Source organism: Acinetobacter sp. FDAARGOS_558 (genome assembly GCF_003937785.1).
Classification (GTDB): Bacteria; Pseudomonadota; Gammaproteobacteria; order Pseudomonadales; family Moraxellaceae; genus Acinetobacter; species Acinetobacter baumannii.
In genome coordinates, this window is sequence record NZ_RKJH01000001.1 from 1,299,080 (window position 1) to 1,314,149 (window position 15,070).

The 15,070-nt window shown below is 38.6% G+C and carries 13 protein-coding genes; 4 read left to right on the plus strand and 9 right to left on the minus strand.

What is annotated here, in order from left to right:
• Positions 1 to 1,026: a tRNA dihydrouridine synthase DusB gene (dusB, locus tag EGT34_RS06245; protein ID WP_000275423.1), complete on the minus strand. Its 1,026-nt coding sequence runs from the start codon at positions 1,024 to 1,026 to the stop codon at positions 1 to 3.
• An 83-nt stretch (positions 1,027 to 1,109) separates the two neighbouring features.
• Between dusB and EGT34_RS06250 the strand changes: the two genes are divergently transcribed.
• Positions 1,110 to 2,318, plus strand: a complete 1,209-nt coding sequence (locus EGT34_RS06250; RefSeq protein ID WP_001039857.1) for a DUF1615 domain-containing protein — start codon at positions 1,110 to 1,112, stop codon at positions 2,316 to 2,318.
• Positions 2,285 to 2,941: an HAD-IB family hydrolase gene (locus EGT34_RS06255; protein ID WP_000271361.1), complete on the plus strand. Its 657-nt coding sequence runs from the start codon at positions 2,285 to 2,287 to the stop codon at positions 2,939 to 2,941. The genes EGT34_RS06250 and EGT34_RS06255 overlap by 34 nt, the downstream gene beginning before the upstream one ends.
• A gap of 26 nt (positions 2,942 to 2,967) precedes the next feature.
• Here the strand turns inward: EGT34_RS06255 and proB are convergent, their stop codons facing one another.
• The 8 genes from proB to uvrB all read right to left on the minus strand — a co-directional run bounded on the left by proB (position 2,968) and on the right by uvrB (position 12,487).
• A complete protein-coding gene (proB, locus tag EGT34_RS06260) occupies positions 2,968 to 4,101 on the minus strand; it encodes a glutamate 5-kinase (protein ID WP_000573841.1) in 1,134 nt (377 codons plus the stop codon).
• Between the two features lie 15 nt (positions 4,102 to 4,116).
• Positions 4,117 to 5,337 (minus strand): Obg family GTPase CgtA, encoded by a 1,221-nt coding sequence (gene cgtA / locus EGT34_RS06265; RefSeq protein ID WP_001212949.1) that lies wholly within the window; start codon positions 5,335 to 5,337, stop codon positions 4,117 to 4,119.
• Between the two features lie 156 nt (positions 5,338 to 5,493).
• A complete protein-coding gene (locus EGT34_RS06270; RefSeq protein WP_031971883.1) occupies positions 5,494 to 6,159 on the minus strand; it encodes a hypothetical protein in 666 nt (221 codons plus the stop codon).
• A gap of 11 nt (positions 6,160 to 6,170) precedes the next feature.
• Entirely contained in the window at positions 6,171 to 6,905 is a 735-nt protein-coding gene (locus tag EGT34_RS06275) for a hypothetical protein (RefSeq protein ID WP_001183837.1), read from the minus strand.
• 149 nt (positions 6,906 to 7,054) lie between these two features.
• Positions 7,055 to 8,512: a glyceraldehyde-3-phosphate dehydrogenase gene (locus EGT34_RS06280; protein ID WP_000031228.1), complete on the minus strand. Its 1,458-nt coding sequence runs from the start codon at positions 8,510 to 8,512 to the stop codon at positions 7,055 to 7,057.
• Between the two features lie 216 nt (positions 8,513 to 8,728).
• Positions 8,729 to 9,676: an EamA family transporter RarD gene (gene rarD, locus EGT34_RS06285; RefSeq protein WP_160945244.1), complete on the minus strand. Its 948-nt coding sequence runs from the start codon at positions 9,674 to 9,676 to the stop codon at positions 8,729 to 8,731.
• 108 nt (positions 9,677 to 9,784) lie between these two features.
• Positions 9,785 to 10,372 carry a lipocalin family protein gene (locus EGT34_RS06290; protein WP_000885644.1) on the minus strand — a complete coding sequence of 196 codons (588 nt, stop codon included), beginning with the start codon at positions 10,370 to 10,372 and terminating at the stop codon, positions 9,785 to 9,787.
• A 93-nt stretch (positions 10,373 to 10,465) separates the two neighbouring features.
• The gene (gene uvrB / locus EGT34_RS06295; RefSeq protein WP_001004983.1) at positions 10,466 to 12,487 is read right to left on the minus strand and encodes an excinuclease ABC subunit UvrB; all 2,022 of its coding nucleotides are present in this window, start codon (positions 12,485 to 12,487) and stop codon (positions 10,466 to 10,468) included.
• Positions 12,488 to 12,666: 179 nt separating this feature from the next.
• Between uvrB and EGT34_RS06300 the strand changes: the two genes are divergently transcribed.
• Positions 12,667 to 13,458 (plus strand): hypothetical protein, encoded by a 792-nt coding sequence (locus tag EGT34_RS06300; RefSeq protein WP_000222202.1) that lies wholly within the window; start codon positions 12,667 to 12,669, stop codon positions 13,456 to 13,458.
• 169 nt (positions 13,459 to 13,627) lie between these two features.
• The gene (locus EGT34_RS06305) at positions 13,628 to 15,064 is read left to right on the plus strand and encodes a diguanylate cyclase domain-containing protein (RefSeq protein ID WP_000448860.1); all 1,437 of its coding nucleotides are present in this window, start codon (positions 13,628 to 13,630) and stop codon (positions 15,062 to 15,064) included.
• Positions 15,065 to 15,070 lie beyond the last annotated feature (6 nt).

The window sequence follows — 15,070 nt, forward strand, 5'->3', positions numbered from 1 at the left end:
TTAGTGAGTATCTAATAAATTAACCTGTTCAACCTGAACATCACTCATCAAATTACCTTCAGCGAGCAATTGATTAAAATAACTCTCAACAACTAAAGCTTGTTCAGCAGTCGTTTCAACTTTATACATATTTTGTCGAAACTCATTACTTGAGCGTAAACCTTTGGTGTACCAAGCAATATGCTTACGGGCAATACGACAACCAGAGTATTCACCATAAAACTGATATAACTCAGACAAATGCCCTAAAAGCACTTCTTTAACTTCTTCAATATTCGGAGCAGCAAGGTGTTCACCAGTTTTTAAGTAATGGGCAATTTCACGAAAAATCCACGGTCGACCTTGTGCAGCCCGCCCAATCATAATTGCATCTGCCCCAGTATAGTCCAGTACATATTTTGCTTTCTCAGGACTATCAATATCACCATTAGCAATCACAGGAATATGGATTAATTCTTTAACATGCTTAATCAATTCATAACGGGCGGTATTTAAATACATATCTTCACGTGTACGGCCGTGTAGTGCTAATGCAGCGATGCCAGCCTCTTCGGCACGCTTAGCCACCCGTAGAATATTCTCTTGGCCATTTAAAAATCCCAAACGGGTTTTTAAAGTTACCGGAACATCAACTGCTGCAACGACTGCATCTAATATTCGAGCTACCAAATCTTCATCTTGTAATAATGCTGAACCCGCTAATTTATTACATACTTTCTTTGCAGGACATCCCATATTGATATCAACAATTTGCGCGCCATTTGCGACTTGGTAACGAGCCGCTTCAGCCAACTGTTCCGGATCGGAACCAGCAATCTGTGCAGAAATTGGAGCTAACTCTCCATCAAAATTAGCACGATAAAGACTTTTTTTAGTCATACGTAAAGTCTTGTCAGCAGTCATCATTTCACTGACTGCATGACCCGCACCGAAATACTTGCACAGCGTTCTAAATGGACGGTCAGTTACACCGGCCATAGGAGCAACAATTAAATTATTTGACAGTTGATAGGGACCAATATACATATATATTCATACAATTGATGATCGGCATAGTATACTTCATCCGCTTAATCAGCTCATCTTTTTATGTAGGTGTCCTCCTCTCCATGAACAAACCGTTGTCTTCCCGTTTTTTATTTAAATCATTCGGTATGGTTGCCGTATGCATGAGTTTAGCTGCTTGTGGAGATAAAGCCTGGTGGTCAAATAATGATGAGCCTGAATTAGAAAGCCAGCAAATCAAACGTCTCATTCCATCTCGTGTGCATGACCGTGAGTCATGGGCTAAAGATATTGATGACATTATGAAAGACTTAGACATTCCTAAAACCAAACAAAATGTCTGTAGTATTGTGGCGGTCGTTGATCAGGAATCCAATTTTGTTGCTAATCCGCAAGTGCCAGGATTAGGACAAAAAGCAGTTGAGGAAGTCAGTACACGTTTAAATGAAAAATTTGAAGATAAGCTTGGCAAAACCATTGGTGGAACAATTGCCGGTTACTTTGAAGAAGTACTAAGAACCCAACCCTCTCCTGACAATAACTATATGAGTCAGATGCGTAAAGTTAAAACCGAGAAAGACCTTGATTTACTTTACCGAGAAATTTTCGACTTTATGGCCAAACACTATCACGTGAGTGCTTTAACTGGCGCAGCTAAATTAGTTGGACAAGATATTGGCGAAAAAATGAATCCGATCACTACACTGGGTTCAATGCAAGTTCATATTAACTATGCCAAAGCAAATAAGCGCTCGAGTATGAATACTGCTGCACTACGCGATGACTTATATACCGAGTATGGTGGCCTATATTATGGAATTCACCGCTTAATGGTTTATCCGGCAGATTATGATAAAGCCATTTATCGTTTTGCAGATTACAACTCTGGTATGTACTCTAGTCGTAATGCAGCTTTTCAAAAAATGCTAAAAGAACTCACCGACAAGGATATAAGTCTTGATGGCGATCTACTCCTTTACACAAAAGATGGTGATCCACGCGCAACTCAAAGCGAGTCAGAAAAAGAACTAATTACCGTATTTGCTAGTAATAATGTTTTAGTTACACCAAGACAGATACGTGATGATCTAAAATTAGAAAAAGAGAAAAAGTTTGAGAGTACTCAAACTTATATTGCATTGACTAAACTTTATAAATCAAAAACTGGCAAAGAGCCGCTCTATGCAATTATGCCGCAAGTGGTGATTTCTGGGCCTAAACTAAGTCGTGACTATAATACTAACTGGTATGCAACCCGCGTAAACGGACGATATGAAACATGTATGCAACGAGCGAAACGAATAAGACTATAAAAAATCTCGCCCTGTTCGATTTTGATGGAACCTTGTGTAGTAAAGACAGTTTTACAGGGTTCATCTTTTATGCGTTGTCTAAACGCCATATTGTGAAGCAAGGCTTGAAAATCCTGCCATGGATTCAAGCCTATTATCTTAACTTTTATCCAGCCCATGCGATGCGTGCTAAGCTATTTCGTAGCATGTTCAGAGATACTCCTGCAATTGAATTGCAAAGACTAGGCGAAGAATACGCACAAGAACTCGTCTCTGCACTTTCACCTGAAATTTTTGCGCAATTACAGCAACACCAGCTATTAGGTGATCAGGTGGTATTAGTTTCTGCCTCCATTGATATCTATCTCGCTCCACTTTGCAAATTACTAGATATCGAATTAATTTGTACAGAGACTCAAATTAAAAATGGCATGATGACAGGTTACTACTCAACTCCGGATTGTAGTAGTGAGCAAAAGAAGTTAAGAATACATGAGCAATATTCTCTAAAACATTATCAGCGAATCTATGCGTATGGAAATAGCTCAGAAGATTTAGACATGCTTAGTCTTGCTACACATCCTTTTATGGTCGGTGAAGATCGAATCTTGCCCTCATTAACCCCACAAAAAAAGCTCGCATGATGCGAGCTTTTTTAATTTAGAACAACTTAGTAAATTGCCATATGATCGCGATGAATCATTTCTAATGAACGGGCTTCACCAAGTACTTGGTAAACTTTGTCTGAAGAAAGACCTTTAATAATTTCAGCAGAACGAGAACTAAAATTTACTCGCCCAACCGCAACACGTTTACCTTGTTTATCGACACATTCAACCACATCACCACGATCAAAATGTCCTTCAACAGTTTTTACCCCAACAGGCAATAAACTGCGATGTTTCAATTTAATCGCTTCAACTGCGCCATCATCAATTACAAGACGACCCGCTGTTTGTAAATGTGCAGCAAGCCATTGCTGATGCGCTGTCATACGGTCTTTATCAGTCGTAAACAACGTACCTAACATCTCACCAGCCATCACTCGTGACAACACATTGTCGCTTTCACCACTAGCGATCAGTGTTGGACAACCTGACTTGGCAGCTAAACGTGCAGCACGAACTTTAGTGACCATGCCACCTCGTCCAAGAAGCCCACCACCGCCAGCCATTTCAAATAAGACATCGTCCATGGCACGCACAGTTGATAACAACTTTGCATCTGGGTTATGGCGTGGGTCTGAGTCAAACATGCCTTGCTGATCTGTTAAAATAATTAATAAATCAGCATGTACTTGACCAGCAACCATAGCTGCTAGTGTATCGTTATCACCAAAACGAATCTCATCGGTAGATACAGTATCGTTTTCATTAATGACCGGAATAACACGCCAATCAATCAAGTTCTGCAATGCATCACATGAATTTAAGTAACGACGGCGGTCTGCCAAATCATCATGTGTTAACAACACCTGAGCAGTTCGGATACTATGATTTTCAAGCACACTAGACCAAGTATGAATTAGGCCCATCTGCCCAATTGCGGCGCATGCTTGAAGACTGGGTAGATCGGTGGGTCGACTCGCAAGCTTCATACGAACCATACCTTCTGCCACAGCTCCTGAAGACACTAAAATAATTTCGTGTCCAGCATTGTGTAAATCTGCAATCTGTTTCGCCCAATGCGAAATAGCGTCCAGATCTAGACCCTGCCCATTTGCCGTGAGTAAAGATGATCCGATTTTAACAACGATTCGTTTACACTCACTGAGCTTACGTTGCCCATCGACCACTTCTATCATGTTTTCCTCGGTTTTTTAGTCACGAACGTAGATGCTTTCTACATCACCATCGTCTTCATCGTCATCGAAGTCATCATCATCGTCCATCATGCTTTCAAGGCGTTGTGCCTTACGCATAGCACGGTATGCTTCCTTCGCTGCAATGGTCTGTTCACGTGTTTCAGCTTCAAGCTGTTCACGGAATGCTCTTACTTCTGCTGCGTACTCAGGATCTTCAACTTCACGTTCACGTTGTTGTTCAATCTGATCCATGAGGTAATAAACAACTTCTTTGGTTCCTTCTTCGAGTAAACCCGAGGTCTTAAAGACAGGACCTGTCCATTGCAACTCATCTAGAATATGCTGACACCATTCTTCACGGCTTTCTTCAGCAATCTGATCAAGTTTATTAAGTACTAATACAATTGGTAACTTCGCCAAAGTAGGAGAAAACTTGGCAAGTTCATTCATAATTGCTTTAGCATTATGGGCCGGGTCTGAACCATCAATTGGTTGTACATCAATAATGTGCAAAAGAATACGTGTACGTGCTAAATGCTTAAGGAAACGAATACCTAAACCTGCACCTTCTGCTGCACCCTCAATAAGTCCCGGAATATCTGCCATCACAAACGAGCGGTGACGGTCAGCATCTACTACACCTAGGTTAGGAACCATAGTGGTAAATGGATAATCTGCTACTTTTGGTTTCGCGGCACTTACTGCACGAATAAATGTTGATTTACCAGCATTTGGCATACCTAATAAGCCAACATCTGCCAATACTTTCAACTCAAGGCGAATTTCACGGAACTCACCTTTTGTACCTGTCGTACATTTACGTGGAGCACGGTTGGTTGATGATTTAAAGTGAGTATTTCCTAAACCACCTTCACCACCGCTTGCAACCATGACTCTTTGGCCGTCTTCTACCAGATCGCCAATAATATCGCCTGAATCTGTATCAACAATTGTTGTACCAACGGGTACTTTTAAAACCACATCTTCACCACCACGTCCGGTACAGTTAGCACCTGCACCGTTTTTACCACGCTCAGCGCGGAATTTACGGGTGTAACGGTAATCGACTAGGGTACTTGTATCATCATCTGCTTGAATATAGATACTTCCACCACGTCCGCCATCACCACCATCTGGGCCACCAAATGGTACAAATTTTTCACGGCGAAAACTGGCTACGCCATTGCCACCGTCGCCAGCCTCTACGGTAATGACTGCTTCATCAACAAAGCGCATTTGCCAATCCTCTAAAAACTCTAAAACCGCCTATTCTGCCATATTTTCAGAAAATTCTCGAATAGAAAATCGAGAGAATTCTACTTTCCTGCTGCTTATTTTATTTCTTTTTATCAGGATATAAACCTACAGCAAGTCATGGTCTATTTTTATTGATTAATTACGTAAAGGTAAATCCATCTTCATGTCCAAATTAGCTTTAGTGTGCTGAACAGAGTTATACATAATGGCATTAAAGCTTGAGATATTCCCCATTTCCATTGCATCGTTAACGTTCAAACTTGGGTTAAACTGATGTTTAATTGGCAAATTTATAGATTCATCAAACTCAAAATAAACCGGACCATTAAAAGCAATTTTAACCGGAATGGTATAACTACGTTTTAACTGAAATGGTATATCAAGTTTAATCGGGATATTTAATTTTAATGGAAACCTTGGTAATAACTTATTTTTGTAAATTAAATCAGTGGTTGTTTCTAAAGGCATCACCTGATCGACTTTTAATGTTGTCGCATAATCAACACTTACTGTAATTGGAGTCTCGACTTCAAACTCTAAATCAGCCAAGTATCTTCCTTTTAATGGAACTGAAATCTGACGGTCAATATCAATAGATGTGTCTAATTTACCTATCGATTGGACCTGCAAATTATTACCAACATGTATTTTAGTTTCTAATGATTCTGGTAGACGAATATCCGACTCATGTGCTGAAACTACAACTGAAGCCTGTATGTTTAAATAGAACCAAAATAAGATTGCCGTGAGTATCATAATCAGAAAGAAACTGATTAATATACTTTTTAATGAGCCAAACATAAGCCATTCACCTATTTTGTCTGGTTCTGAACAGATGAAGAGTGATCTTCGCCAGATTTAACGCGATTCAGGCTCATGCTCGATAGTGGTATTTTTAACTCACCATGCTCGATTTTAACTGGCAAGGTATTTTTTACATCTACCGACGCATTTAAAGCTGTTTTTACCGGGACATTCAAACTTCCCTGAATTGGAATATTTGTTTTTAATTGAGCATTTAATGGAATATGAAGATTTTCTTTTAAGACCGTTTTTACTGGCGCATCAAACTTCAAATGAACTTTTTGATCGAGTGGAACTTGAATATCAATAGGTACATCTAACTGTAAAGGAATATTACCTTTTAATGGCAAAGTAATATCTTTACCAAGTACTCTCACCTGAACTTTCGTGTCGATTGGCAAACTTTGGTCAACTTTTAAAGTTTCTTTAACTGGAATAACCGTACTAATCGGCACCATATTATCGAAATAGACACGTGGTGTTAAAGTCTGTGTCAAAGGAATATTTAATTTCTCATTAATAGGAATATTAGCATTCACTCGCCCTTTAACATCGACATTTAAAGCATCTTTTACTTTAACTTGCACCTGTAATGGCTCTTGTAAATCGATCGCTACTGCCTGGTTTTTCAACGGAATATAAATATTAAAATGTTTAAACACCCAGATGGCGATAAGTACACCACATATATTCGCGATGATAATAAAAAAGAAGACGATCAATAATCTTTTAAACTGCTGCAATTCCAATCCCTTACTATTTCTTTTTGTTCCTTAAACCGTATTCTCATTGATTTCTAAAAAATAATCAGCATATATTTTGTACGGTTGTAAAAAAACCCAGTCTAAACTGGGTCTTTTTGTCACATTCTTTTATCTAACGTTAAAGCAGATTAAGCGTTAGTTTCTGCAGGAATTTTTTTATAGCTTACGCCACACATTTGCTCAGCAATACGTAATACTTGGCAGCTATAACCTACTTCGTTATCGTACCAAACATATGCAGTTAAGCGGTTACCAGAAGTAATCGTTGCTTGAGCATCATATACACCAGCAGTACGAGAACCGATAAAGTCGCTTGATACCACTTCTGTAGAGTTGGTATAACCGATTTGACCTTGAAGGTTAGAGTTGATTGAAATTTGACGAATGTATTCGTTCACTTCTTCACGATCAACTTCTTTATCAAGCGTTAAGTTTAAAATCGCAAGAGATACGTTTGGTGTTGGAACACGTACAGAGTTACCAGTTAACTTACCTTTTAACGCAGGCAATGCTTTAGCAACAGCTTTAGCAGCACCAGTTTCAGTAATAACCATGTTCAATGTAGCAGCACGACCACGGCGATCAGCTTTGTGGTAGTTATCGATTAAGTTCTGGTCATTTGTAAATGAGTGAACTGTCTCAACGTGACCATTAAGAACTTTATATTTGTCATCCAATACTTTAAGAATTGGAGTGATGGCATTTGTTGTACAACTTGCAGCAGAGATGATTTTGTCTTCATCTAAAATGTCAGAGTTGTTTACACCAAATACAACGTTTTTCATTTCGCCTTTACTTGGTGCAGTTAATACAACACGTGCAACACCTGGGCATTTCAAGTGTTGGCTTAGGCCTTCAGCATCACGCCATTTACCAGTGTTGTCGATTAAAAGCGCGTTTTCAATACCGTATTGAGTATAGTCTACTTCGCTTGGGCTAGACGCATAGATCACTTTAATGAAGTTACCGTTAGCGATAATTGCTTCGTTTTCTTCATCAACAGAAATTGTACCTGCAAAAGTACCGTGAATAGAGTCACGACGAAGTAAAGAAGCACGTTTAGCCAAGTCACCGTCAGAAGACTTACGAACAACAATCGCTTTAAGGCTTAAACCACGACCTAAACCTGATTGGCTAATGATTAAACGAGCCAAGATACGGCCAATACGACCAAAACCGTAAAGAACTACATCTTTAGGTTGTTCAGAAGTTGCGCTACCTTTAATTGACTCAACAGCTTGAGCAACAAAAGCGTCAACATCACCGCCTTTTTCTTTATATTCAACTGCAAGTTTACCGATATCAACTTCTGCAGAACCGATATTTTCAACTTTTGCTAAAGCTTCTAAAATTGGGAAAGTATTTACTACAGAAAGCTCAACATCTACAACACGTGTACGACGGTGAGTTTTCAAAATTTGGATAACAGAACGGTTAATTAAAGAGCGACCGTAAACAGATACGACAATATTTTTTTCACGGTATAATTGACCGATTAATGCAATCATACGTTCCGCGATTTCTTCACGGTTTTTCCAACGGCCTTGGTGTTCAGCGTGCAGGGCGATGATAGTGTCTTTGCTCACAGATACGTCCTCTAATTAATTATATCTAGGCGTGATTTTTAAAACCCCGTAATTGTAATGGAATTATTGGCAAGAATGAATCAAAAGCTGACGTTAGTGGCTAGATTTTCCCAAAATTCATCATAAATTCATAAAATACCTATAATTATTTTTTATTATCTTATTGTTTAAAGCCGCTAAATTTTTGCTTTTTCTTACTTTTTAGATTTTGATGCTCTAATCGTGAGCATCATTTTTTAATCTTTTTTGATATTTTTCGATATTTAATTGCAAATTTTTGGCTTTTTGCTGCTGTTGGTAAAGATGAAAAGCCCCTTCTAAAACCAATACGAAAACGGCACACCAAATTGGAAGATAGGTAAACCATTCTTCTTTACCAATGCTTTCCCCTAGCACTAAAGATGCTAAAGCAAGTAACACCGGTTCAAGATATCCAAGCAGACCAAACACAACCAAAGGTAGATAACGGCTTGCCAATATATAACATCCCAAGCCTATAGCACTAAGCACACCTAAACCCGCAATAACCAATCCGAGTGTCGGCTGATCGAGGAACTTACTATATGGCAATAACCCTGTATGTGTCAGATAGATTGCAACTGGCATAATAATCAGAAGGTCCCACCAAAAGCCCCCTAAATTATCCGTTTTAATTTTCTTACGTAACAAGAAATAAGCGGAATAACCTATAGCCACTAAAGCAGTTTCCCAAGCAATACTTCCTAGTCGAAAAATCTCATGCCCTACGCCAATAATTGCAAGGACAATAGCGACCCACTGAAATTTCGATATTTTCTCTCCATATAAGACACTCCCCGCTAAAACCAAAACAAGCGGTAACAGGAAATATCCCAAAGAAACTTGCAAACCACGTCCATGCATAGGTCCCCATAAAAACAGCCATAACTGCACTGAGGTTAAAACGGATGTTGTAATGAGTAATAGAAATAAAGAAGGTTTTGCCAAAATACGTTGATATATATTTTTAATATGGCTTAAATCACCACTCCACCACATAAATAAAGTTAAAAACGGCAAAGTCGCAATAATACGCCATCCGAAAGTCTGTTCACTATCAAGCTGGCCGAGTAATTGGGTATAAAAATAAAGAACACCAAAAGTTAATGATGCCATGACAGACAAAATCACGCCCTTTAACATCACTAACCTCTTTACACTTTAAGAAAAATAAAGCGATACAATACTTGATTTATCCACTATAAAAAAGAAAAAACCATGCGAAAACATGGTTTTTTCTTAAGCAGCATATATTTATTCTTTATGTTCGGTATGAATAATATCTCGAATATCAAATCCTAATGTTTTTGCATAATTTAGATATTCATCAACCACTTCTTTGTGTGGATGTGGGGTTCTAGATAAAACCCAAAGATATTTTCGGGAAGGTTCGCCTACCAAAACCGTTTGGTAATCTTCATCGAGCTTTAAAATCCAGTAGTCTCCACGAATTATCGGAATCCATCTTACAGCTTCGGGTAAAAAGCTTACCTTTAATTTCGTGTTATACGGCGGATTAACTACAAAAGCCTCACCGATAGATTGCTGTAATTGCTTTTGATTATCGTAGCAGCGGTTATCTACAACTATGTTTCCATTTTCATTTAAGGTATAGGTTGCAGATACATTGTAAGCACATTTTTTTTGGAAAAAAGCAGGTTTACGCGCGACTTCATACCACACACCTAAATAACGGTCTAATTCAACCTTATCGACTGTAGGTAGAGGCTTCTGCTGGGCATAGGCATATGTTCCGACAGCTAAGCCAGTCAGAACAATACCGCCCAATGCAATTTTTGCCAAGCGCCAACTGGCTTGCGGAACATTATTTCGAAATGCCATTGTTGCCCTCAACTCTTTGTTGTGAATACAAAATAACTTAAATATCTACAGTAGCTTGTTTTTTAAACAAATCATGTAGTGTTATGTATCCATTTATTGCAACATTTGCGCTTTTAAACGAACAATTTCATCACGAATACGCGCCGCTTGCTCGAATTGTAAATCCTTCGACGCCTTTAACATTTCTTTCTCTAGCTTAGTAATGTGCTTACTAAACAATTTAGGGTCAGAAAGAATATGTCGTTCATCTGCGCTAAGTGCTTGTGCCTGCTCTAGTACTTTCTCATCAATCTGATCATCAGAAAGTACTTCACCCGTATCAATTTCTTTCACAGCCTGACGAACTGCACTACGTGGCGTAATACCATGCTGCTCATTAAACTCGATTTGTTTTGCACGTCGGCGCTCTGTCTCATCAATTGCCTTTCGCATAGAATCAGTGATTGTATCAGCATATAAAATTGCTTTACCTTTCACATTTCGCGCAGCACGACCAATCGTCTGAATAAGCGAACGCTCAGAACGTAAGAAACCTTCTTTATCTGCATCTAAAATAGCAACTAAAGAAACTTCCGGCATATCTAAGCCTTCTCGCAGCAAGTTAATACCCACTAGTACATCAAATACACCTGTACGTAATTCATGAATAATTTTGACACGTTCAACTGTATCAATATCCGAGTGCAGATAAGCAACCTTAACGCCATATTCTTTTAAATAAGAAGTTAAATCTTCCGCCATACGCTTGGTTAAAGTCGTTACCAATACACGCTCATTTAAGTTCTTACGAATATTAATCTCAGACAGAACATCATCGACTTGGGTAAGCACCGGACGAACTTCAATTTCAGGATCAATCAAGCCCGTTGGTCGAACAACCTGCTCAACCACTTGTTCTGATTTTTCCAGTTCATATCTAGCTGGTGTGGCACTCACAAAAATAGTGGTCGGAACAATACGCTCCCACTCTTCAAATTTCATTGGGCGGTTATCAAGCGCACTTGGTAAACGGAAACCGTAATTCACCAAGTTTTCTTTACGCGAACGGTCACCTTTATACATTGCGCCAATTTGAGGAACCGTTACATGCGACTCATCGATAATAAGTAAGGCATCTTCAGGTACATAGTCAAATAAAGTCGGTGGTGCTTCACCTGCCGGTCGTCCCGATAAATGACGTGAGTAGTTTTCGATACCATTGGTGTAGCCTAACTGCTGCATCATTTCCAAATCATAACGAGTACGTTGCTCGATACGCTGCGCTTCGAGTAACTTGTCATGTTCACGGAAGAACTTAAGCTGGTCTTGCAATTCATCCTTAATGGTATCGATAGCTCGTGTTAGGTTGTCTTTTGGCGTCACATAATGGCTTTTCGGGTAAATCGTGACACGTGGTACTTTGCGGACCATTTTACCGGTAAGCGGATCAAACCAGCGAATTGAGTCTACTTCGTCATCAAAGAGTTCAATACGAATCGCATGTTGGTCGGATTCTGCCGGGAAAATATCAATAATTTCACCACGGATACGATACGTACCACGTAAGAATTCAAGCTCATTACGGGTATATTGCATTTCAACCAAACGGCGAATAATTTCGTCTCGACTTACTCGATCACCTTGGACCACATGCAATAACATTTGCATATAAGCATTTGGGTCACCCAAACCATAAATGGCCGAAACAGAAGCAACAATAATCGCATCACGACGTTCTAACAAAGCACGCGTTGCCGATAATCGCATCTGGTCAATATGGTCATTAATTGCCGCGTCTTTTTCAATAAATGTATCTGACGACGGAACATAGGCCTCGGGTTGATAGTAGTCGTAATAACTTACGAAATACTCAACTGCATTGTTTGGGAAGAAAGCTTTAAACTCACCATAGAGCTGGGCTGCCAAGGTCTTATTATGCGCCATCACAATCGTCGGACGCTGAGTTTGGGCAATCACATTTGCCATGGTATAGGTCTTACCTGAACCGGTCACACCTAGCAGTAACTGATTACGAAAACCCTTTTCGATACCATTCACCAGCTTTTCAATTGCCTGTGGCTGATCACCCGCTGGCTGGTAATGAGTGACCAAATCGAAAGGTTGATTTTCGTTCACAGTTCTCTCTCTTTATAAAAAATTTGAATTTATCGTCTAGCAAATTAATGGGGATTTTTTCCCTAATTTAAAGTCTATAGTGAGATTAATCTATATCGAAAATATTAAGCATCTTGATACTTGACCAATGCTGTAAACGGTTGCAACATGGACTTATCCATTAGATAAAAAGCATAACCATGACCTATCAATATCATGATGAAAGTATTGTAACCGAACTCCCTGAAGATACCGTGTTTGTCTTCGGTAGTAATATGGCTGGACAACATGGTAGTGGAGCCGCACGTGTTGCCAGTCAGCATTTTGGGGCTGTAGAGGGTGTAGGACGTGGCTGGGCTGGTCAGAGCTTTGCAATTCCAACATTAAATGAACATATCCAACAAATGCCACTCTCCCAAATCGAGCATTATGTTGAAGACTTTAAAGTTTATGCAAAAAATCATCCTAAAATGAAATACTTTGTAACAGCTTTAGGATGTGGGATCGCAGGTTATAAGGTTTCCGAAATCGCTCCTCTTTTTAAAGGCATACATCACAATGTGATTTTTCCTGAATCGTTTAAACCGTATGTTGAAGAAGATGCTGTTTCGCAGTTCCCAACACTCACTCAAAAAATGGTTCAAAGTTTCATTAATGATGAAGTTATTTTCTACTTTAATCACGGCAGTGAATCTTTTGAAGATGCTTTAGATAAAACGGATTTATCACGTGCTGAAAAAGCGATAGCGCTTATTGTGCTTAATGAGGAATTGTATCCTCGTGACCGCTATGGCAGAGGCCGTGACCACGAATTGAGGGATATTTTAGGTAAGCTCAATGGTAAGATTTTTAATATTCATGGTAACTCAGAAGGTGCAATGATTTTCGTAAGTGTAATTGTTGCGCTTATGGAACTTTATGATTTTGATGAGCAAGATTTTATAAAATTATGGCGCGGCGAGAAAAATATCGACCACCCTATTAACCGTTAATTTACTTTGATATTTTATGAGTGAAGCAGATAAATTCTGCTTTCTCATTATTTTACTTATATTTAATATTTTTATTTTAATTATTCTAATAGATTTAAATCGATTATTTTCCCAAATCTTAGTTTTTCTCATTATACTTTAAGACAAACTGAATACTTAAAAGAAACGCATGGAAACTTTAGATTCTTCAATTTTTGACCTCACCCCAATTCCAATGTGGATTGAAGACTTTAGTGAAGTTAAGCAGTTATTTGACTTATGGAGAAATCAAGGGGTTGAAAACTTATATGAATTTCTAAGTCAAAATGAAAATCTAGTGGTTGAATGTGCTCATAAAATTAAAATTATTAAGGTCAACCAAAAAGTATTAGACCTTTTTGAAGCAAAAAGCCAAGAAGAGTTATGTGCCAACTTAAATCTTCTTTTTAAAAAAGAAATGTTTGAAGCTCATATTCATGAACTCGAAGCGTTATGGAATGGCAAAACTCATTTCTCGAGTACCACTATAAATTACACGCTCTCTGGTAAACGTATTGATGTACAATTACGTGGAGCAATTTTACCGGGTTCTGAAACTACGTTTGACCGTATTTTAATTACCACCGAAGACATTACTCCTTATCAAAATGCGCTTCGTCAGGAAGAGAAAAATCGACGCCTAGCAGAATCAATGTTTATCTACTCCCCGACTTCGCTTTGGGTTGAAGATTTTAGCCGTATTAAAAATAGAATTGATCAGCTTAGGCTATTAGGAATTGAAGACTTTAGGACTTTTTTAGATGTACATCCTGAATTTGTTCGCCAATGCATAGAAGACATTTTAATTTTAGACGTCAATCAGTCGACTCTCGATTTATTTAAAGCACCAGATAAAACTACTCTGTTAAAAAATACCCATAAAATTTTTGCCGAAGAGATGGTGGAAACTTTTAGAGAACAGCTGATTGAACTCTGGCAAGGAAATATTCACCACAAGCGTGAAGCCGTTAACTATGCGTTAGATGGCCAAATCAGAAATGTCTTATTGCAATTTACCGTATTCCCCGGTTATGAAGAGACTTGGGGATTGGTACAGGTTGCACTTACAGATATTACTGCACGAAAGAAAGCCGAAAATTATCTAGAATATTTAGGCCAGCATGATGTACTGACTAAACTTTATAACCGAGCTTTTTTTACAGAAGAGCTTAATCGTTTAAATCGCAGTATTATCCGCCCTGTTTCTTCAATTTTTTTAGACATGAACGGCTTAAAGGAAACCAATGATCAACTTGGCCATGATATTGGTGATGGTTTATTACGTCGAGTAGGTAATATTTTAAATCAGGCAATTATGAATACTGCTTATACAGCTTCTCGAATCGGTGGCGACGAATTTGTAATTTTAATGCCTGGTGCAGATGAAGCGAATGTTTTGATGATGCTGCAAACCATTCAGGAGCTTTTTAATATAGATAATCAATATTATTCAAGTCACCCTATTAGTATTGCGATTGGGCACGCCACAACAAAAGAAAATGAACAAGTTGAAGATATGCTAAAACGCGCAGATCATCATATGTATCAAAAGAAAAAAAGTTATTATCAAGAAATTCTTCTACCATAAAAAAAC

Coding starts and splice junctions, on each gene's coding strand:
- EGT34_RS06255 (WP_000271361.1), top strand. CDS start 2,285: ATGTATGCAACGAGCGAAACGAATAAGACTATAAAAAATCTCGCCCTG.
- EGT34_RS06250 (WP_001039857.1), top strand. CDS start 1,110: ATGAACAAACCGTTGTCTTCCCGTTTTTTATTTAAATCATTCGGTATG.
- EGT34_RS06300 (WP_000222202.1), top strand. CDS start 12,667: ATGACCTATCAATATCATGATGAAAGTATTGTAACCGAACTCCCTGAA.
- dusB (WP_000275423.1), bottom strand. CDS start 1,026: ATGTATATTGGTCCCTATCAACTGTCAAATAATTTAATTGTTGCTCCT.
- cgtA (WP_001212949.1), bottom strand. CDS start 5,337: ATGCGCTTTGTTGATGAAGCAGTCATTACCGTAGAGGCTGGCGACGGT.
- EGT34_RS06290 (WP_000885644.1), bottom strand. CDS start 10,372: ATGGCATTTCGAAATAATGTTCCGCAAGCCAGTTGGCGCTTGGCAAAA.
- EGT34_RS06270 (WP_031971883.1), bottom strand. CDS start 6,159: ATGTTTGGCTCATTAAAAAGTATATTAATCAGTTTCTTTCTGATTATG.
- EGT34_RS06305 (WP_000448860.1), top strand. CDS start 13,628: ATGGAAACTTTAGATTCTTCAATTTTTGACCTCACCCCAATTCCAATG.
- proB (WP_000573841.1), bottom strand. CDS start 4,101: ATGATAGAAGTGGTCGATGGGCAACGTAAGCTCAGTGAGTGTAAACGA.